At 59.2% G+C, this 19,622-nt stretch carries 19 protein-coding genes; 9 read left to right on the plus strand and 10 right to left on the minus strand.

The genetic code is table 11. From position 1 onward, the window contains the following. The first annotated feature begins 7 nt into the window (after positions 1 to 7). The gene (locus tag ROLI_RS10060; protein ID WP_187430751.1) at positions 8 to 1,216 is read left to right on the plus strand and encodes a beta-ketoacyl synthase; all 1,209 of its coding nucleotides are present in this window, start codon (positions 8 to 10) and stop codon (positions 1,214 to 1,216) included. A 45-nt stretch (positions 1,217 to 1,261) separates the two neighbouring features. Here ROLI_RS10060 and ROLI_RS10065 read toward each other — a convergent pair whose 3' ends face one another. Continuing rightward, complete coding sequence (locus tag ROLI_RS10065; RefSeq protein ID WP_187430750.1) at positions 1,262 to 1,864, minus strand: invasion associated locus B family protein; 603 nt, start codon at positions 1,862 to 1,864, stop codon at positions 1,262 to 1,264. A gap of 424 nt (positions 1,865 to 2,288) precedes the next feature. Here ROLI_RS10065 and ROLI_RS10070 point away from each other — a divergent pair, with 424 nt between their 5' ends. Beyond that, positions 2,289 to 3,836: a helicase HerA-like domain-containing protein gene (locus tag ROLI_RS10070; protein ID WP_187430749.1), complete on the plus strand. Its 1,548-nt coding sequence runs from the start codon at positions 2,289 to 2,291 to the stop codon at positions 3,834 to 3,836. Between the two features lie 47 nt (positions 3,837 to 3,883). Here ROLI_RS10070 and ROLI_RS10075 read toward each other — a convergent pair whose 3' ends face one another. The 7 genes from ROLI_RS10075 to ROLI_RS10105 form a co-directional block, all read right to left on the minus strand. Continuing rightward, positions 3,884 to 5,227 carry a branched-chain amino acid ABC transporter permease gene (locus tag ROLI_RS10075; RefSeq protein ID WP_187430748.1) on the minus strand — a complete coding sequence of 448 codons (1,344 nt, stop codon included), beginning with the start codon at positions 5,225 to 5,227 and terminating at the stop codon, positions 3,884 to 3,886. Further along, entirely contained in the window at positions 5,224 to 6,234 is a 1,011-nt protein-coding gene (locus tag ROLI_RS10080) for a branched-chain amino acid ABC transporter permease (protein WP_187430747.1), read from the minus strand. The genes ROLI_RS10075 and ROLI_RS10080 overlap by 4 nt, the downstream gene beginning before the upstream one ends. Next, positions 6,234 to 6,692, minus strand: a complete 459-nt coding sequence (locus ROLI_RS10085) for a GNAT family N-acetyltransferase (RefSeq protein ID WP_187430746.1) — start codon at positions 6,690 to 6,692, stop codon at positions 6,234 to 6,236. Before ROLI_RS10085 ends, ROLI_RS10080 begins: the two co-directional genes overlap by 1 nt. Positions 6,693 to 6,695: 3 nt before the next feature. Further along, positions 6,696 to 7,520 (minus strand): ABC transporter ATP-binding protein, encoded by an 825-nt coding sequence (locus ROLI_RS10090; protein WP_187430745.1) that lies wholly within the window; start codon positions 7,518 to 7,520, stop codon positions 6,696 to 6,698. Between the two features lie 49 nt (positions 7,521 to 7,569). Continuing rightward, complete coding sequence (locus ROLI_RS10095) at positions 7,570 to 8,202, minus strand: hypothetical protein (protein WP_222869575.1); 633 nt, start codon at positions 8,200 to 8,202, stop codon at positions 7,570 to 7,572. After that, positions 8,199 to 8,981, minus strand: coding sequence for an ABC transporter ATP-binding protein (locus ROLI_RS10100; RefSeq protein ID WP_187430743.1), 783 nt, complete (start codon positions 8,979 to 8,981; stop codon positions 8,199 to 8,201). The genes ROLI_RS10095 and ROLI_RS10100 overlap by 4 nt, the downstream gene beginning before the upstream one ends. A gap of 96 nt (positions 8,982 to 9,077) precedes the next feature. Then, entirely contained in the window at positions 9,078 to 10,268 is a 1,191-nt protein-coding gene (locus ROLI_RS10105) for an ABC transporter substrate-binding protein (protein ID WP_187430742.1), read from the minus strand. A gap of 229 nt (positions 10,269 to 10,497) precedes the next feature. Here ROLI_RS10105 and ROLI_RS10110 point away from each other — a divergent pair, with 229 nt between their 5' ends. After that, on the plus strand, positions 10,498 to 11,535 hold the full coding sequence (locus tag ROLI_RS10110) for a PQQ-dependent sugar dehydrogenase (RefSeq protein ID WP_262386551.1): 1,038 nt from the start codon (positions 10,498 to 10,500) through the stop codon (positions 11,533 to 11,535). A gap of 2 nt (positions 11,536 to 11,537) precedes the next feature. Here ROLI_RS10110 and ROLI_RS10115 read toward each other — a convergent pair whose 3' ends face one another. Further along, positions 11,538 to 12,542, minus strand: a complete 1,005-nt coding sequence (locus ROLI_RS10115; RefSeq protein WP_187430740.1) for a GlxA family transcriptional regulator — start codon at positions 12,540 to 12,542, stop codon at positions 11,538 to 11,540. A gap of 191 nt (positions 12,543 to 12,733) precedes the next feature. On the opposite strand from ROLI_RS10115, the gene ROLI_RS10120 reads away from it, so the two are divergent. Continuing rightward, positions 12,734 to 14,104, plus strand: coding sequence for a class II 3-deoxy-7-phosphoheptulonate synthase (locus ROLI_RS10120; RefSeq protein WP_187430739.1), 1,371 nt, complete (start codon positions 12,734 to 12,736; stop codon positions 14,102 to 14,104). Positions 14,105 to 14,244: 140 nt separating this feature from the next. On the opposite strand, the gene ROLI_RS10125 is transcribed toward ROLI_RS10120, so the two are convergent. Then, on the minus strand, positions 14,245 to 14,955 hold the full coding sequence (locus ROLI_RS10125) for a PAS domain-containing protein (protein WP_187430738.1): 711 nt from the start codon (positions 14,953 to 14,955) through the stop codon (positions 14,245 to 14,247). A 250-nt stretch (positions 14,956 to 15,205) separates the two neighbouring features. Between ROLI_RS10125 and ROLI_RS10130 the strand changes: the two genes are divergently transcribed. Genes ROLI_RS10130 through ROLI_RS10150 form a run of 5 tightly spaced genes read left to right on the plus strand, consistent with a single transcriptional unit; the run spans position 15,206 to position 19,539 of the window. Continuing rightward, complete coding sequence (locus ROLI_RS10130) at positions 15,206 to 16,096, plus strand: YicC/YloC family endoribonuclease (RefSeq protein ID WP_187430737.1); 891 nt, start codon at positions 15,206 to 15,208, stop codon at positions 16,094 to 16,096. A gap of 3 nt (positions 16,097 to 16,099) precedes the next feature. Continuing rightward, positions 16,100 to 16,744: a guanylate kinase gene (gene gmk, locus ROLI_RS10135; protein ID WP_187430736.1), complete on the plus strand. Its 645-nt coding sequence runs from the start codon at positions 16,100 to 16,102 to the stop codon at positions 16,742 to 16,744. Beyond that, positions 16,741 to 17,268 (plus strand): gamma carbonic anhydrase family protein, encoded by a 528-nt coding sequence (locus tag ROLI_RS10140; protein ID WP_187430735.1) that lies wholly within the window; start codon positions 16,741 to 16,743, stop codon positions 17,266 to 17,268. The genes gmk and ROLI_RS10140 overlap by 4 nt, the downstream gene beginning before the upstream one ends. A 1-nt stretch (position 17,269) precedes the next feature. After that, complete coding sequence (locus ROLI_RS10145; RefSeq protein ID WP_187430734.1) at positions 17,270 to 18,457, plus strand: PLP-dependent aspartate aminotransferase family protein; 1,188 nt, start codon at positions 17,270 to 17,272, stop codon at positions 18,455 to 18,457. 14 nt (positions 18,458 to 18,471) lie between these two features. Beyond that, positions 18,472 to 19,539 carry a cell wall metabolism sensor histidine kinase WalK gene (locus ROLI_RS10150; protein ID WP_187430733.1) on the plus strand — a complete coding sequence of 356 codons (1,068 nt, stop codon included), beginning with the start codon at positions 18,472 to 18,474 and terminating at the stop codon, positions 19,537 to 19,539. Positions 19,540 to 19,622: the final 83 nt, after the last annotated feature.

Consider the following 19,622-nt stretch of genomic DNA (forward strand, 5'->3'; position numbering starts at 1 on the left):
GCGGCCAATGAAAACCGTCGTGATCACCGGTGCAGGCACCATCAACGCGCTTGGGCTTGATGTTCCCACGACCATGGCCGCGATGCAGGCCGGGACCTGCGGGATCGGTCCGCTGGCGATCCGGGACGTCGAGCGCCTGTCGATCCAGATCGGCGGGCAGGTGCGCGGTTTTGAGGCCGAAGGGCGGTATAACCGCCAGCAAATGTCGCTTTATGATCGCTTTACGCAATTCACGCTGGCCGCCGCCAAAGAGGCCATCGAACAATCCGGGCTGGTGTTCAGCGGTGAACTGGCCGCGAAATCCGGCGTGGTTTTGGGCACCGCAGGGGGCGGGGTCAGTACGTGGGATGACAATTACCGTTCGGTCTATGAGGATGGCAAAAACCGCGTGCACCCCTTTGTGGTGCCCAAGCTGATGAACAACGCGGCGGCTTCCCATGTCAGCATGGAGTATAACCTCAAGGGACCATCCTTTACGGTCTCAACCGCCTGCGCTTCCTCCAATCACGCAATGGCACAAGCGTTTTCCATGGTTCGCTCGGGGATGGCCCCGGTCATGGTGACGGGCGGATCGGAATCCATGTTATGCTTTGGTGGGGTCAAGGCCTGGGAAGGGTTGCGCGTCATGTCGCGAGACGCGTGCCGCCCGTTTTCCGCCAATCGCAACGGTATGGTGCAGGGCGAGGGCGCGGGCATTTTTGTGTTTGAGGAGCTTGAACATGCGCGCGCGCGGGGGGCTGAGATCCTGTGCGAAGTGGCCGGGTTTGCCATGTCCTCAGATGCCAGTGACATCGTGATGCCGTCAAAAAACGGCGCGGCGCGGGCCATGGCGGGAGCGTTGCAAGACGCCGGGGTAAACCGCGACGAGATCGGATATATCAATGCCCATGGCACCGGCACGGCTGCAAATGACAAAACCGAATGCGCCGCCGTGGCGGATGTGTTCGGCCCGCATGCGGATCAGCTGATGATCAGTTCGACCAAATCAATGCACGGACATTTGATCGGGGGGACCGGGGCGGTGGAACTGCTGGCGTGTATCATGGCACTGCGCGATGGGGTCATCGCGCCGACCATTGGCTATGAAGAACCAGACCCGGAATGCGCACTGGATGTGGTGCCCAATACCGCGCGCGCCGCGCAGGTGGATGTGGCGCTGTCCAACGCCTTTGCCTTTGGCGGCATGAACGCTGTTCTGGCGTTGCGTCGGATTTAGCAGCCACGCGTTATGAAAGGCGAGCCGGTCGTTCGCGCGGCGGCGTTACTGCTCAATCACCGACACCTGATCGAAGCTGGCGGTAAAGCCGTTCAGGGATAAGGTGACGTTCACCCGCTGATCCGGGGCGACAACGGGTACGATGGTCAAAATCGCTTCGCCACCTTTCTTGAGCTGCTCCACATCCTCCGGGGTTAACCCGATGCGCGCATAGCAGCCGACCTGATTGCAAAACGCGAAAGGATAGCGTTTGGCGGGCGCATCATCCACTTTGATGCTCAACTGTGCCGCAAGCGACGTCTCAAGCGGCACGACAACGGTCGCACCGGCCTGGGCCTGGTTACCTTCGGGCAATTTGAACAGGGTGAATTCAGAAATCGGAGCGCCTTGCTCGTCCTCCAGCAGCTGGTACATCTGGCAGGGGTCTTCATCCTCTTCGGTCTTGATGCACCGCAGGTCCCAATCACCAAACTCTTCCTTGATATAGGTCTCGCCAACCCGTGGCGAGGCGTCACCAAGGCTCAATTCATCCGCAATCGAGGAACTATCCGTGGCAGTGTCCGATTGCGCCATCGCCAATGTGCCCGCGAAAATAAATGGCGTTGCCAGGCCCGCGATACGGGCCAAAAGTGATGGTGAATAGGACATGAACGCTCCGTTTTTCTGTGCTGTTCTCGAGATGTAGCATGGCGATTTCTGACTGTCAGGCCCGATGCGTTGAAAACGCCTTATTGTCACGGATTTTTTTCTGATGTCTGCCAAAAGGAAAAGGGATGCGCGATGCATCCCCTCCCAATTTTTTTCTCCCCGTCGGACTGGCCGACTTATTGCGCAAAACTTACGAGACGCCACAGAAGCCGTCAACAGGAATCTCCACTTAGCTCGGAAATCAAGCGGGTTGTTCAACCCTTGATAGAAAAAAGGCCGTACCGATAAACGGCACGGCCAGTCTGACAGGGAGGATGCCCGGATCAGGAGGGACATAACCACCGATCCGAACCATTTCACTATGGCCTCCAAAGGTTAAAAACGTATGGTCAATCTCAGAAAAGATCACTCGAGGAGCGGCGCGATGACATCGGATATCTTTATTGGCGGTGGCGGGCCTGATTATGGCACGCAGCAATATATGAGCCTGGGCTATGCCAACCGGCATGGTCTGATCGCGGGGGCGACCGGCACAGGCAAGACCGTCACGCTGCAAATTCTGGCCGAAGGGTTTTCCAGGGCGGGGGTGCCGGTCTTCCTGTCGGATGTGAAGGGTGATCTTTCCGGCCTGGCCAAGCCCGGATCGGAGACGCATAAATTGCATGGCCCCTTTAGCGCGCGCGCAGAAAAGATCGGTTTTGCGGATTTCACCTATGAAGCCTTCCCGGTGACCTTCTGGGACATCTTTGGCGACCAGGGCCACCCGGTGCGCACGACCGTCTCCGAAATGGGTCCGCTTTTACTGGCGCGCCTGCTGGAATTAAGCGAAGCGCAGGAGGGCATCCTGAACATCGCTTTCCGGCTGGCGGATGAGGATAGCTTGCCACTGCTCGACCTCAAGGACCTGCAATCACTGCTGGTCTGGATCGGGCAAAACGCCAAGGAACTCTCGCTGCGTTACGGCAATATCTCCGCCGCCTCCATCGGGGCGATCCAGCGCCGGCTTCTGGTGCTGGAAAATCAGGGCGGCACCGGGCTTTTTGGCGAACCGGCTCTGGCGCTGTCCGATCTGATGCGCACGAACGCGCAGGGTCGGGGTGAGATCAATATCCTCGCGGCGGATAAGCTGATGAACGCACCGGGGCTTTATGCGACGTTCCTGCTGTGGCTTTTGTCCGAACTCTTTGAGGAGCTGCCCGAGGTGGGCGATCCCGAGAAACCCAAGCTGGTCTTCTTCTTCGACGAGGCGCATTTGCTCTTTGAAGATGCCCCCAAAGCACTGGTGGATAAGGTCGAGCAGGTCGCACGATTGATCCGCTCAAAAGGCGTCGGAGTTTACTTTATCTCGCAAAACCCCGCCGATGTACCCGATGATATTCTGGGTCAGCTGGGCAACCGCATCCAACATGCGTTGCGCGCCTTTACCGCCAAGGACCGCAAGGAATTGCGCATGGCCGCGCAAACATACCGCGAAAACCCCGCTTTTGATACGGAGCAGGCCATTCGCGAGGTCGGCGTGGGCGAGGCCGTAACCTCCATGCTTCAACGCAAGGGGGTGCCCGGCATTGTCGAGCGCACTCTGATCCGCCCGCCATCCTCGCAACTCGGTCCCGTGACAAAGGCGGAGCGCGCAGCATTTATGGCCGCCTCTGATATGGCCGGGAAATATGATAATCCGGTGGATCGTAAATCGGCCTATGAAATCCTGCAAAAACGCGCAGCAGAAGCCGCCAAACAGGCCGAAGCCGCTGAGGAAAAAGCCGAGGCCGGATCACCACAACTGCGCGAATTCAACGCTGCGCGCCGTTTTACCGGGGGCAGGGTGGCCCGCTCCACCGCAAAGCGCAGCCAAACCCGTCAGACCCAAAGCATCGGCGGTGCCATGGCATCAGCTGTGATCAAGGAGCTACAAGGCACCACGGGGCGCCGCCTTGTGCGCGGGATTCTCGGCGGTTTGTTCAAAGGGCGCTGAACCCCTTCATTGTTCTTCAAATATGCAGGCCCCGGTCACGCACGACCCTACTTCTCCGGGATCAACCCCCGCGGGCTGAAACGCAGCACCAGAAGCAAAAGCACACCAATGGTCAGCAAGCGCATATGCGCCGCTGATTCAATCAGATGGTCCTTGAGCGCACTGCCATCGGGCATACCCGCCGTAATCCCCTGCATGACCCATAGACCGATGGATTCGCCCTGATCCCACATCAGATAAATCAGCATACCCCCGAGAACCGCACCCAGATTATTGCCCGATCCGCCCACGATCACCATCACCCAGATGAGAAACGTGAACCGCAGCGGCTGGTACGTTCCGGGCGTCAATTGACCGTCCAGCGTGGTCAGCATCGCCCCGGCAATACCACAGATTGCAGAGCCCAGAATGAACACCTGCAAATGGCGCGCGGTGACGTCTTTGCCCATGGCTTCAGCGGCGACCTCATTGTCGCGAATGGCACGCATCATGCGCCCCCAGGGGCTGTTGAGCGCGCGCTGTGCCATCCACAGCAAAAGCACCAGAACGAAGGCAAACAACCCGCAATAGAGCAGTTTTACATAGATCGTGGAGGCGGTAACGGCATCAACACCAAAACCCGCCGCGCGTTGCACGAATTCGGGATTATTTTGCAGATCGATTTCATAGGGCACAGGGCGCGGCACGCCGACCACGTTTTTCACACCGCGCGACAACCAGTCCTCATTCTTGAGGATCGCGATCACGATTTCCGCGATCCCGAGCGTCGCAATGGCGAGATAATCCGAGCGCAGGCCAAGAGCCGTCTTGCCGATGATCCAGGCCGCGCCTGCCGCAGACAGCCCACCCACGGGCCAGGCAATCAGCATCACCCAGCCGTTGCCCGGATCGCGGTAGGTTTCCGCCGTATAGGGGTTCAGCCCGCCAAGATATCCGGTGAGCGCGGGGTTGATGCTTTCAATGGCCTCAACGGATGGGTCAAACACCGCGCGATAGAGCATGAACCCCACAATCAGGATCGCGATGACCACGCCAGCGCGCAACCAACCGCGTGCCATGCGTTTGGCGGTGAAAATCGCCACAATGATCGTCACCGCCCCCATGCCAAGCGCGCCAATGATACCAAAGCCGCCCGCCTGCCAGGCCCCCGGCGTGGCGGGCATACCGATCAGCACCGCCGCAAGCCCCCCCAGAGCGACAAAGCCCATGATCCCGACGTTAAATAGCCCCGCAAACCCCCATTGCAGGTTCACACCAAGCGCCATGATGGCCGAAATCAACCCCATGTTGAGCACGAAAAGAGCGGCATTCCAGCCCTGAAACGTAGCAATGAGCGGGATCATCGCAAAGACGGCGGCAAAGAGGATCAGGTTTTTGAGGGTCGCATTCATACGGATTTCCCCTGAAACAGACCGGTGGGTTTAACCAGAAGAACAATGAGCAGGATCACGAAGCTGACCGCGAGTTTATAATCGGTCGACATCAGCTGGATCAACGTATCTGGTGCCATGCTCTCGGGCAGCACGTAGGTCGCGACCTTTTTCCAAGCATAGGTCACCGTGACCTCGGAAAAGGCAATCACGAACCCGCCTGCAATGGCCCCGAGCGGGTTGCCAAGCCCGCCGACAATGGCGCTGGCGAAAATCGGCAAGAGCAGTTGGAAATAGGTGAAAGGCTTGAAGGATTTATCGAGCCCATATAGCACGCCCGCAATGGTCGCGAGCCCCGCCACGATCAGCCAAGTGATCATCACCACGCGTTCGGGGTTGATCCCAGACAGCAGTGCGAGGTCCTCGTTATCTGAGTAGGCGCGCATGCTCTTACCCGTTCGTGTCCGGTTCAGGAACCAAAACAGGACGCCAACCACGATCACGGCGGTGACGATGGTAATGCCCTGGGAGGTCTTGAACGCCAGCCCTTCTTGCAGACCTGTCATTTCCTTGAAGGTCCGCGCGGAGATGATGAAACGCTCGCCGTCCTGAAAACGTTGATCATCCGGGCCAATGATGAAACGCACCAAGCCGTTGAGGATGAAGGTCACGCCCAGCGAGACGATGACGAAAATCACCGGCTTGGCCTTTTGCGCGCGGTAAAAGCGGTAAACCACCCGGTCCGTGGTCAGAACCAGCGCCATGCAGCCCAAGATGCCAAAGGGCAGGGCGAGCAGGGCAGTGGGCAGGGGACCCAGCGATATACCCCAGCTTTGGAACAGCCATGTGAACAGCACAGTGACCATCGCTCCAAAAGCCATCGTGTCGCCATGGGCAAAGTTCGAAAACCGCAGGATGCCGTAGATCAGCGTCACCCCAAGCGCCCCGAGCGCGAGTTGCGCGCCATAAGAGGCCGCCGGGATGATCACGAAATTCAGCAAGGCGATGAAGGCGTTCAGCAGATCCATTAAATCGCAAGCTCCATGTAGCGGCTGAGAGGCGCGTCAGGCAAATAGCTGCCAAAGGCGTCGCAATCGTGAAAACCGTGGCGTTCATACAAGCGATGGGCGGCCTCAAGGCCAGTGCCGGTTTCGAGCCGGATGCAGGGCAAATTGGCGTCGCGCGCCTGGGCAATCACAGCTGACAAGAGCGCGTCGGCGATCCCCTGTTTGCGGCGAGAGGGGCTCACGAACATTGATTTGATCTCGCCATAACCTGGGTAAGAGGCGAGTGCCACGCAACCGACCAGCTCTTCGTCCATCTGTGCAACGAAAAAACTGATATGCGGCGCGGCCAATGCCTCGACTGACAGAAAGTGGTTCGCTTCCGAAGGGAAAAGCCGCGTCATCAGAGCATGGCTGGCGTGCAGCAGTGATGTCGCTTGCGGCTCACTTGGCGCACCTTTTCGGATGGTAACAGACCCCATACCCTAGCCTCCCAAAAACGATTTACGCACGTCCGGATCGGCCAGTAATTCCTGCCCGGTGCCGGTAAAGGCGTTGCGCCCCTGCACCAGCACATAGCCCTTGTCGGCGATCTCCAGCGCCTGACGCGCGTTCTGTTCGACCATCAGGATTGGGATGCCGGTGCGTGCGACCTCGATGATGCGGTCAAACAACTCGTCCATCACGATGGGCGACACCCCGGCGGTGGGTTCATCCAGCATCAACACCTTGGGCTTGGTCATCAACGCGCGCCCCACGGCCACCTGCTGGCGTTGGCCCCCGGAGAGTTCCCCCGCCGCCTGGTTGCGTTTATCGCGCAGGATCGGGAATAGGTCATAGATCTGCTCCATCGTCGGGCGAATGTCATCGGTGCGGATGAAAGCGCCCATCTCAAGGTTTTCCTGCACCGTCATCGAGGTGAAGATATTGGAGGTCTGCGGCACAAAGCCCATCCCCTTGGCGACGCGGTCTTGTGGCGAGAGTTGCGTAATATCCTCACCGTCGAGCTTCACATGCCCCTGACGCAGGTTCAGCATGCCGAACACCGCCTTCATGCCCGTCGATTTTCCAGCTCCATTCGGCCCCACGATCACGGCGATTTCACCGCGATCCACGGCGATGGTGCAATCGTGCAGGATGTCTGGCCCAGCACCGTACCCGCCAGTCATGTTTTCACCAGCCAGAAACGGCCCGCCCGTGGACGGAAAGGATTTGCCGCCCTGTTTCACCGGGGTCGCGGTGCCCATGCCCCTGGCGTTGCCGAGGGACAGGTCCTTGTTGCCGCGGTCGTCGTATTTTCCGGAACTCATAGGGCCTCCTGGCGGGCGCGCAAAATTGCGGGGATATATGCCATTGGGGTCATTCGATTTTCACCCGCGACAGGAAATCCACGTGCAACCGCTCCATTTCGGGCGTTTTCTGCTTTCCGACAGCGAAGGTCATCAATTGAAAGGTACGTTGTGGCAAAACAACAATGGTATTCAGAAACACCACATCAACACCTTCGAGACCGAGTTGATAGACAACCATTTCTCCCGGCAGATCTCCCAAAGTGACGTCGCGCACATCCAATATCGCCACATCCTGTTCGCGCAGGCCGGCAACAGACGCGGCGTTATTGATCATCGCCTTGCGCATGAATTCAGTGGACATGCCATCTTGCGTACCGACCGCCTCCAAGATCATTTGCGCATAGTTGCGGTCGTCAAAGCGATATTGCGCCGCGATTTCATTGCTCGGCGGCGTTGTCGGTTTCCAGTCGGTCCCGGCACAAAAGGACACGCCAAGCGGCAGGCTGTCGCAGGCGGCCACGGCACTGTCCGGGTCCGTGAGCCGCCAGGTCTTGTCAGAGAGCAGTTCCACCTTTTGGCCGTCCACGACGCTGCGCCCGACGACAGTCTGCGCCAATGTCGGTGACGTTGCAGAAAGAGTAACCCATACAACCAGTGAAAATAACGCCACGGCCCGTCTTTTGCACTTTGCGCGGATCATGCGCCCACCTTGTCTTTATTCTTCAGGCCGGTGCCGAGATAAGCCTCGATCACCTGCTCGTTGGCCTTGATGTCATCCAATGTTCCTTGCGCCAACACGCGCCCTTCAGCCATGCAGATCACCGGATCACACAAGCGCCCGATGAAATCCATGTCATGCTCGATCACCACAAAGGTATAGCCGCGCTCCTTGTTCAGGCGGATGATCGCATCGCCGATGGTGTTGAGCAGCGTGCGATTCACGCCCGCGCCGACCTCGTCCAGAAAGACGATTTTTGCATCCACCATCATGGTGCGCCCGAGTTCGAGCAGCTTTTTCTGCCCGCCGGAAATCTGGCCCGCGCGGTGATCGGCCAGATGCGCGACGGTCAGGAATTCCAGCACCTCATCGGCCTTGGCACGCAGCGCGCGCTCCTCATCGGCAATGCGCTTGCGCCCGAACCAGGTGTTCCAGAGCGTTTCACCCGATTGCGCCCCTGGCACCATCATCAGATTTTCGCGACAGGTCATGGAGGAAAACTCATGCGCGATCTGAAAGGTACGCAAAAGGCCTTTGTGGAATAATTCATGCGGGGGCAGGCCGGTGATGTCTTCTCCCGCCATGCTGACCCGGCCCGAAGTGGGTTGAAGAACGCCCGCGATCACGTTGAAAAGTGTGGTTTTTCCCGCGCCATTGGGGCCAATCAAGCCGGTAATCGAGCCTTGCGCGATCTCCAACGTGGCACCGTCAACGGCGTGGAAACCGCCGAAGTGTTTGTGAATATCGTCAACGACGATCATATGTTTTCCCCGTCAGTGCCGCTTTTCGCGGCTCTCTCATTGGAACCGCCCGGACAGCACAACACGGTCCGGGCGGTTCGGTTCTTGTCGCTTGGCTTACTTGAACCCGATGGTGGCGTTCTTGCCGTCCTGCACTTCGATCAGACGGTAGGTGCCTGCGGATTCGCCGGGACCGATCAATTCAACCGCAGAGGCGCCGACGTAATCCACATCGCCACCCTCGCGCAGGATGTCGAGGGCTTTACCCAGATCACCGGGATAGATTTTTTCGCCCGGCGCATTGGCCACATCCAGGATATGCTTGCCATATTCTGCCGGGTCCGTGCTGTTTGCCGCCTGCATGGCCAGCATGAAAAGTGCAGCCGCGTCATAGCTTTCGGGAGTATAGGGCGACGTGGCGTCAAACGCATCACCGGCCATGGCGACCAGCTTCTCGATGCCTTCGCCACCCGAACCCGCGATCTGACCATAAGAGCCGTTCAGCGCGGAACCAACGTTTGTGGGCAGGCTGTCCCCGATCATGCCGCCGGGCAGACCAAAGGTGTCAAAGGCACCCGTGTCGAGTGCCGCATTGATGATGCCGAGACCGCCCTGGTCGAGGTATCCCGCAACCACCAGCAGATCACCGCCAGCAGAGGCCAGCGCGCCCATCTCAGCGGAATAATCCGCCTTGCCGTCTTCATGCGCGGCCACGATGGTGACCTCGCCGCCAGCGGCCTTGAAGTTGCTTTCGATCGCGTCCGCCAGACCCTTGCCATAATCGTTGTTGGTATAGGTCAGGGCGATGGATTTCACGCCGCGTTCCATCAGCACTTCGGTCATGACCTGGCCTTCGCGCGCATCCGAGGGGGCCGTGCGGAAGAAGAGATCATTATCCTCAACCGAACTCAGACCCGGCGATGTGGCCGAGGGTGAAATCATCACCATGCCGTTCGGGATGGCCACATTCTGCAGGATCGCGCCGGTGACGCCGGAACAATCGCCCCCGATCAACCCGTGAATGCCGTCCGCAATCAGGCGCTCACCGTTGGAGGTGGACAGACCGTTGTCGATGCAGCCAGTGTCGGCGCGGATCGGTGTGACCTTCGCCGCATCCAGCAGCTTGCCGCTTTCGGTCACTTCGGTCATCGCCATTTCAGCGCCCGCCGCCATCGGCCCGGTCAGCGATTCAATCGGGCCGGTGAAGCCGATCAGAATGCCGAGTTTTACTTCATTGGCGTGCCCATCCGCGAATACGGATGTGGCCATCAGAGCTGCGGCTGTTGAAGCCAAAAGCATCTTTTTCATGATATTCTCCCATATTGGAACTTTACGTTCAGCGCGCAGATTAAGCGTGCCCCGCTTAAAAGAAAAGCCATTTTCCAAGACTCACAAAGCAGTGCGCGTGACTTGAGGAAGGGACCTGCAACCCTAAGTTAGCATGAAGCAAGAACGAGAGGGAGGATCGCCGATGCTAGAGCGCAGCTTTTGGACATGTTTGACCGTTTTAGCGCTGTTGGGCGCTGGTGGACCTGTGATGGCACAGGCGCCGGGTGGCGTGAGCTTAACTGCGATGATCAAGGGTCTGGACACGCCCTGGGGGTTGGCATTGCTGCCCGATGGCGGGGCCTTGATCACGGAACGCGACGGGGCTGTGCTCTATTGGAACGGCGCCGAGACGCGCGCGCTCGCCAATGTGCCCGCCGTGGTGGCGCGAGGGCAGGGCGGGTTGCTGGATGTGACCCTTGCGCGTGATTTCAAGCAGTCGCGCGAGGTGTTTCTGACCTATGCCAAACCGGTGCGCGGTGGGGCCGCGACCGCGCTGGCCGTGGCGCGATTGTCGAACGATGCGACACGGTTTGAGAATTTGCGCGATATTTTCGTGATGTCCACGGGCGATTCTTCGGGCAGGCATTTCGGCAGCCGCGTCGTTGAAGCCCCGGACGGCACGCTGTTCATCACCATCGGGGATCGCGGCGACAGACCCTCGGCGCAGGACCGCGCGCGCCACAACGGTTCTGTCATACGCATAAACCGCGACGGCTCGGTGCCCGCAGATAATCCTTTTGTCGGCCAAGCGGGCATATTGCCGGAAATCTGGTCTTTCGGGCACCGCAATCCGCAGGGTACGGATTTTGACGCGCAGGGGCGGATGTGGACGGCCGAACATGGCGCACGCGGTGGCGATGAGGTGAACCTGATCAAACGGGGCGCGAATTTCGGCTGGCCGGTGATATCTTATGGGCGCCATTACATCGGCGGCAAGATTGGCGAAGGCAGCGTCAAGCCGGGCATGGAGCAGCCGGCGCATTACTGGGACCCGTCCATGGCGCCCTCCGGGATGATCATTTATGGGGGCGATATGTTTCCCGAATGGCGCGGCGATATGTTCGTGGGATCCTTGAAGTTCGATTATATTTCGCGCCTGGAAATCACCGCAGATCAAGCGCGCGAGGTCGAGAAGATCCAAACCGATGAGACCGAACGTGTACGTGATCTGGTGGAGGCCGATGATGGCAGCATCTGGTTCATCGCGGCCGGAAGCGGTACCGTCTATCGCATGGCGCGGCCTTAATCCTAGATCGACAAACGGCTCGCGTGGCTGCCGCGCTCGCGGTAGGGGGTAGTGTCGTAATGCGAGCGGTAGCATTTGGAAAAATGGCTTGGGGAGGCAAAACCACAGGCCAGGGCGACATTGATCACGCTCATATCCGTCTGCATCAGCAGGTTGCGCGCTTTTTGCAGGCGCAGCTCCATATAATAGCGCTTGGGCGACCGGCTCAGATAGCGGCGGAACAAACGTTCCAACTGCCGCGTGCTCATGCCGACATCCTTGGCCAATATTGACGGGCTGATCGGTTCTTCGATGTTGCCCTCCATGATCTGGATCACTTTGCTCAGCTTGGGGTGACGCACGCCGATCCGGGTGGGCACGCTGAGCCGTTGTGTGTCCTGATCAGTGCGGATGGAGGCGTAAATCAACTGATCCGCGACCATATTGGCCAGATCTTCCCCCCGATCATCCGCGATGATCTTGAGCATCAGATCAATCGAGGATGTCCCGCCCGCCGTGGTCATACGATTGCCATCCACCACGAACACGGATTTGGTCAGGTCCACCTCTTCAAATTCTTCCGAGAAACTGTCCTGGTTTTCCCAATGAATCGTCGCGCGTTTGCCGTCAAGCAATCCGGCCCTGGCCAGCGTATATCCAGCCGTGCACAAGCCCCCCACCACCAGACCCTTGCGCGCTTCGCGCCGCAACCACCCCAACAATCGCTTGGACGTCGCGTCTTGAATATGGATGCCGCCGCAGATCATCACAACATCATCGCGCATCAGATCTTCGAGATCACCATCCAGCTTGAAACCGCTCCCGGTCGAGCAATAGACAATATCGCCGCCCTCTCCCAGGATGCGCCAATCATAGATCTTTTTGTTCGCCATCCGGTTGGCAATCCGAAGGCTCTCGACTGCGGCGGCAAAACTGAGCAAGGTAAAGTCGTTCAGCAAGACAAAAACAAAGCGTTTCGGTCTATCTGTCGGCGGCTCGTTCCGCTGAGCTGAAGGCTGTTGGGACATTACAGTCTCTTGATCTTGTCGTGAAAGGCTCGAATCTGCATGCAGAAAGAGCCTAAACTCACTTGGTCATGGTGTGATTGCGACGTCAAGAGGACGAATTTGGGATATGGTCACTCGCCTCAGCCTTTTGTATAGAGGACGCCGAAACGTGAGGGCGGGCAGTTTTGCGCGCACAACCCGGAGTGAGAACGATGAGTGAATGGACAAAATCAAGCTGGCGCAACAAACCGCGGATCCAGATGCCGGACTATCCTGATCAGGCCGCGCTGGAAGCCGTCGAGGCCCAGCTGTCGCGTTTTCCATTGTTGGTCTTTGCCGGTGAAGCACGGCGTTTGAAGAAACATCTGGCGGCAGCGGGTCGCGGTGAGGCGTTCCTGCTTCAGGGCGGAGATTGCGCGGAGAGTTTTGATCAGTTCAGCTCAGACGCGATCCGCGATACTTTCAAGATCATGCTGCAAATGGCGATTGTGCTGACGCATGGGGCCAAGGTGCCGGTGATCAAAGTCGGGCGTATGGCCGGTCAGTTTGCCAAACCGCGCTCGGCCCCCACCGAGACGGTAGAGGGCGTGGAATTGCCCAGCTACCGCGGTGACATCATAAATGAGCTGGATTTCACGCCCCAATCCCGCATTCCCGATCCCGAAAAGATGTTGCGCGCCTATACGCAGGCGGCCGCGACCTTGAACCTTATCCGTGCCTTTTCTACGGGCGGCTATGCCGATGTCAATCAGGTCCACGCCTGGACGCTGGGGTTCACGGAGGCCGAGAAGGTTGAACGATACCGCGAGATCGCCAACCGGATTTCGGATACGCTGGATTTCATGACCGCCGCCGGGGTGACGCCGGAAACCGCACATACGCTGCAATCGGTGGAATTCTACACCAGCCATGAATCGCTCCTGTTGGAATATGAAGAGGCGCTGACACGCGTTGACAGCACCACAGGCAAATGGCTCGCGGGCTCTGGTCACATGATATGGATCGGGGATCGCACGCGTCAGCCTGACGGTGCGCATGTGGAATTTGCCAGCGGCGTGCAGAACCCGATTGGGATGAAGGCTGGACCGTCGATGACCTCTGAGGACCTCAAGGTGTTGATGGCCAAGCTGAACCCGGAAAATGAAGCGGGTCGTTTGACGCTGATCGCGCGTTTCGGTGCCGGATCGGTTGGCGAGCATTTGCCCCGTTTGATCAAGACGGTGCGCGAAGAGGGGGCGAACGTCACTTGGGTTTGTGATGCAATGCATGGCAATACGATCAAATCCTCGACCGGCTATAAGACACGTCCCTTCGATTCCGTTCTGCGCGAAGTGCGCGAGTTCTTTGCCGTGCATGCGTCTGAGGGCACCGTGCCGGGGGGCGTGCATTTTGAGATGACCGGGCAAGACGTGACCGAATGCACCGGGGGTGTACGCGCCGTCAGCGACGAAGACCTGTCCGATCGCTATCATACCGCCTGTGATCCGCGCCTGAACGCCAGCCAATCGCTGGAATTGGCCTTTCTGGTCGCCGATGAATTATCCGGACGGCGCGCAGCACGTCAGGACAAGGCGGTCAGCTGAACAATATCATCTGTCGCGGCGCGTCTGTGCAATGCGCGCCGCGCCGGTGTCTGATTGGGGGCGGCGGATAAAATAAAACCGCCCGCACTTTCTGTGCGAGCGGCCTTCCTGATCAAAGGAATTCGTAATAGCTGCGCGGCTCAGTCGTCAGATTTGACGAGCCTCAGATAGGGGGCTTTTTCGCGTGGTGTTTCGCTTTTGAAATCGGCTTTCGCTTCGTGAAACCCCGGAATCATCGTCGGTGCCTGAGGTTTAGGCATCGGAGCAGCAGGTTTGGGCTTGGTGGCCAAAGGCTTCGCGCTATCCGCGATGATCGGGCGCACTGCGGTGCGTGTCACGTCAAAACGACGCGGGCTGCGGCCCATGTCACCCACGGAGACCAAAGCGCCCAGGATCCGGCTGACATCCCCCAGATCGCTCTTGAGCGGCATCAGCACCATGCGTGCCTCCAGCGCGGGCATGCCAGGCCCCTGTTCGGAGCGCAGTTGAATGGAACATGTCGCGGGCGTTTCGAACACTTCTTCAAGAATGTCGCTGATCTGGCGGCGAGAGCCTGGTGTGATGAAGGAGGTCAGCGGCATGCCGCGCACTTCCATGCCCATCAGATCGCTCAGGTGGCTGCCGGCGATGCGCAGGCGGGCAATGCCCGGTGCAATCCGCTCGATCACAAAGGAGTATTCCAAGGCCCGTTCGATCCCGCGCGGGTCGATCTCGGCGCGGTTCGGCATCAAGCGGTTTCCCCGCAGCGCTTCCCAATAAGCCTCCAGCTGGGCAAGGGGCGCAAAGCCGTTATGAGAGTTATTCTGCGTCATTGTGAATACATTGTGCGTGTTTTGACCGCCGTTGTCCATTGCCGCCCCCTTCACTTTGCGCGCCGTTGCGCGATTTTAATTTATTAGGATCACTGCCTGTCATGTCGTCCTGCAGCCCCATCCTGGTTACTGAAACTTTAATACCAACAATTTTCTACAAACGGTAAGATATCTTTAGATTTGGTTAACCCAAATGCGAAGCTTTCCGAGCAGGCAAGGTTTCGCCGGGGGTTGCTCTGCAAGCCAGTTTCGCCATAAGGCTCCTGATCAGCAACCAAGGGATATCTACATGATCCGTTCGATGACTGGCTTTGCCTCAAGCACCGGCACGATGACGCCCCATTCATGGGCGTGGGAGCTGCGGGCGGTCAATGGCAAGGGTCTTGATCTGCGGCTGCGGGTGCCAGACTGGATCGATGGGCTGGAGGTGGCGCTGCGCAAGCAGTTGGGCCAAGCGGCGGCGCGTGGTAATGTGACGCTGTCGCTACGGCTGGCGCGGGATGAACAAGCAGGCACTCTCCGGGTCAATGAAACCCATCTCTCTGGCGTGCTGGAAGCGATGGCCATGATCGAGGCGCGTGCCATGGAGGAGGGCGTTTCGCTGGCACCGTCCACATCCTCCGATATCGTCGCCCTGCGCGGCGTGCTGGAACAATCGGCGGCTGAGGATGACATCGCCCCGCTCAGGGTTGCGTTGCTGGAGGAGGCCCGCGCGCTGATTGCTGATTTCAACGGGATGCGCGAAGGGGAGGGGGCGGCCTTGCAATCTGTATTATACGAACAACTCGATGAAATCGCGCGCCTCACACAGGAAGCCGACGCCTTGGGCGACGCGCGCAGTGCGGCCATGGCCGGTACGTTAAAACGCGCGCTTGCAAAGGTCGCGGATGCGGCGGAGGGGATCGATCCGGATCGCATCGCACAGGAACTGGCGTTGATTGCGGTGAAATCAGATGTGACCGAAGAGATCGACCGGCTCAAGGCGCATGTCGATGCGGCGCGCGATTTGATCGGGCAGGGCGGTGCGGTAGGGCGCAAGCTTGATTTCCTGATGCAGGAATTCAACCGCGAGGCCAATACGCTTTGTGCCAAGGCACAAAACAGCGATCTCACCCGCTGCGGGCTTGCGCTTAAGGCGGTGATTGATCAGATGCGCGAACAAGTCCAGAATGTGGAGTAACCCATGAGTGCAACACGCCGTGGTCTCTTGATTATCCTCAGCTCCCCTTCGGGTGCCGGTAAATCCACGCTTGCGCAACGTTTGCGCGCCTGGGACCCTGAGATCGAATTTTCCGTTTCGGCCACCACCCGCGCCGCCCGTTCGGGCGAAGAGGAGGGGCGCGAGTATTATTTCGTGGATCAGGCCAGCTTCAAGGCGCAGGTCGCCGATGAGGGGATGCTGGAGCACGCGCATGTGTTCGGGAATTTCTACGGCTCGCCGCGCGCGCCGGTGCAAAAGGCCATCGCCGCCGGGCGCGATGTTTTGTTCGATATCGACTGGCAGGGTGCGCAGCAGATCACCAATTCGGCGCTGGGGGCGCATACGCTGTCGATCTTCCTGCTGCCGCCCTCTATTGTGGAACTGCGCAACCGGCTGGAACGGCGCGGACAGGATGATGCGGCGACCATCGCGCGGCGGATGGAGAAAAGCTGGGACGAGATCAGCCATTGGGGGGCCTATGATTTCGTGCTGGTCAATGACGACCTGGACGTCACGGAAGCGCAGCTTAAGACGATCATATCGGCCACGCGCATGCGGCGCAGTCAGGTGCCGGGGCTCACGGATCACGTGCGCGCGCTGCAATCGGAATTTGAGGATTTGACATGACACTATATGCTCTGGGCGCGGACGCCCCGCAATTGCATGAAGACACCTGGGTTGCGCCAGACGTCAATCTGGTGGGCAAGGTCGTGCTGGAGGAGGGTGCGTCGGTCTGGTTCGGCACCACCATCCGCGCAGATCATGAGGAAATTCGGGTCGGTAGGGGCTCCAACGTGCAGGAAAACTGCGTTTTTCACATTGATGCGGGCTATCCATTGCGCATCGGAGAGAACTGCACGATTGGCCATAAGGTCATGCTGCACGGCTGCACGATTGGCGATAACAGCCTGATCGGTATGGGGGCCACGGTCCTGAACGGGGCGCAGATCGGCAAGAATTGCCTGATCGGAGCGGGGGCCTTGATCACGGAGAACAAAGTGATCCCGGATGGCAGCCTTGTAATGGGTGTGCCGGGTAAGGTTGTGCGCGCATTGGACAGCGAGGCCATCCAAGGGCTGACCCGAAGTGCGGTAAACTATCAGGAGAACATGCGTCGATTTAAGCGCGACCTACGCGCCATAAAGGTCTGATATGAAAAATGAAAAAGGTTCGATTATGCGACCAGACGCACTCCCTGAGAGCGCCAGCCGCCCGGTCGCGACCCCGCTGAGCCCCTCCGTCGTCTATGCCTCGGACACCCCCGACATGCTGGATCAGCAATATGAGGGCGCGCTGCACGGCTATACCTATGCCCGCGAAGGGCACCCGAATGCGGATGTGGTCGCCAAGCGGTTGGACCGGCTGGAGCAGGCACCCCACTCCGGCGTTGTCACCGGGTCCGGCATGGCCGCCGTCAGCGCGGTGCTGTTGGGGCTGACCCGGGCCGGGGATCATGTGATCGGCGGTAATCAACTCTATGGCCGTTCCCTGCGGATGATGACCGAAGACCTGCCGCGGCTGGGGATTGCCACCTCCATGGTGGACCCCGGTGATATGGACGCCATGCGTGCGGCGATCCGGCCCGAAACCCGCATGATCATGATCGAGGCCGTGTCCAACCCGACCCTGCAGGTGGCGGATGTGACCGGGCTTGCGGCTTTGGCGCGCGAAAAAGGCGTGTTGCTGGTTGTGGATAACACCTTCACCACGCCGCGCGCGTTTCGCCCGTTTGAGCATGGAGCGGATATCGTGATCCATTCGATTACCAAACTGCTGGCCGGACATTCCGATGCGATGCTGGGCTATGTCGCCGCGCGCGACAAGGCGTTGAACGACCAGCTGCGGATTTTCATGATCACGAGCGGTATGAACCCAAGCCCGTTCGATTGCTGGTTGGCTGAGCGCGGCATGCTGTCTTTCGAGCTGCGTTTTGATCGCGCACAGGCCACGGCTATGATCCTGGCCGATCATCTGGCCGGGTTGGCGGGCATAAAACGGGTGATCTATCCGGGGCGGCGCGACCATCCTGATCATGCGCGCGCGCAAAAGCTGCTGGCGGGGCAGTTCTGCAATATGGTGAGTTTCGAGTTGGACGGTGCACGCGGGGCGGCAAACGCTTTTACCCGCGCGGCGGACGGGCTGCGCTTTGCCCCGACACTTGGAGATGTGGGCACAACCCTGTCACACCCGGCCTCTTCCTCGCACCGCGGCCTGAGTGCGCAAAACCGTGAAGCCCTCGGCATGTCCGAAGGGTTCTTTCGGGTGTCGGTGGGATTGGAAGACCCGGACGCGCTTTGTGCGGTCTTCACGCAGGCGGTTGCGGCAGCACTGGAAAGCTGATCGGGGAGCTGGAAATGAGCAAGGCTCTGGCGGATATCCTGGCGGCCCTGCCGCTGCCGGCGCTGGCCATCGAGGGATCCGAGCGGATCATCGCTGCAAACTCTGAGGCGCGGGCCTTGATCGGGCAGGGCATTGAGGGGCGCAACTATGTCACCATGCTGCGACAGCCCGCCTTGCTGGACGCCATTGACAACGTGCTGCGCGACAGCCGCCCGCGAACTGCGCAATACCTGGTGAGTGATGATGTGCACGACTGCATCTACGACGTCTCTGTCCGAGCGGTCGCCACGCAAAGCGTCGTTCTGGTGAGTTTCCAGGACATCACCCATCTGGAAAAGGCGGGCCAGATGCGGCGTGATTTCGTGGCCAACGTCAGCCATGAGCTGCGCACGCCCCTCACGGCCCTGATGGGGTTCATTGAAACCCTGCGGGGTCCGGCAAAGAATGACAGCGCAGCACGCGACCGGTTTCTGGACATCATGCAGGGCGAAGCCGGGCGGATGAACCGTCTGGTGGGTGATCTTTTGTCGCTGAGCCGCGTTGAGAGTGACGGGCGGGTGCGCCCGCGCGATACCGTAAATCTGACCGATATTCTGAATTCCGTTCTGCGCACGTTGAAACCGCTGGCGACGGATGCGGGTGTCACCTTGGAGGTCGACTTTGAGCAAACACCTGTTGAGGTCACAGGCGACGCGGATCAGTTGATGCAGGTTTTCACGAACCTGATCGAAAATGCGGTGAAATACGGGGCATCCGGAAAACGTGTGACGCTTCGGATTGAGCGGGTGGCGCGTGATGCCGCGCTGCGCAGCCCCGGTGTTGTGATCCACGTTGTGGATTATGGACCCGGCATTGACGCGGTTCATATTCCGCGCCTGACCGAACGGTTCTACCGCGCCGATAACCACCGAAGCCGCGCGCTGGGGGGGACGGGCCTTGGGCTTGCGATCGTGAAACACATCATCAACCGGCACAGGGGGCGACTGCGGGTGCACAGCACATTGGGGCAGGGGGCGCAATTCAGCGTTGCCCTTCCAAGCGATACCGATGCATCCGCAAGCGAGACCCCGTCTGAGGCTTGATCGAAGAAGATCATAAAAAATAGATATAAAGTTCAGACTGTTATAACTATTTTTGCTCTATAGATATCCTTGTCATAAAACCG

Source organism: Roseobacter fucihabitans (assembly GCF_014337925.2).
GTDB classification, from domain to species: Bacteria; Pseudomonadota; Alphaproteobacteria; order Rhodobacterales; family Rhodobacteraceae; genus Roseobacter; species Roseobacter fucihabitans.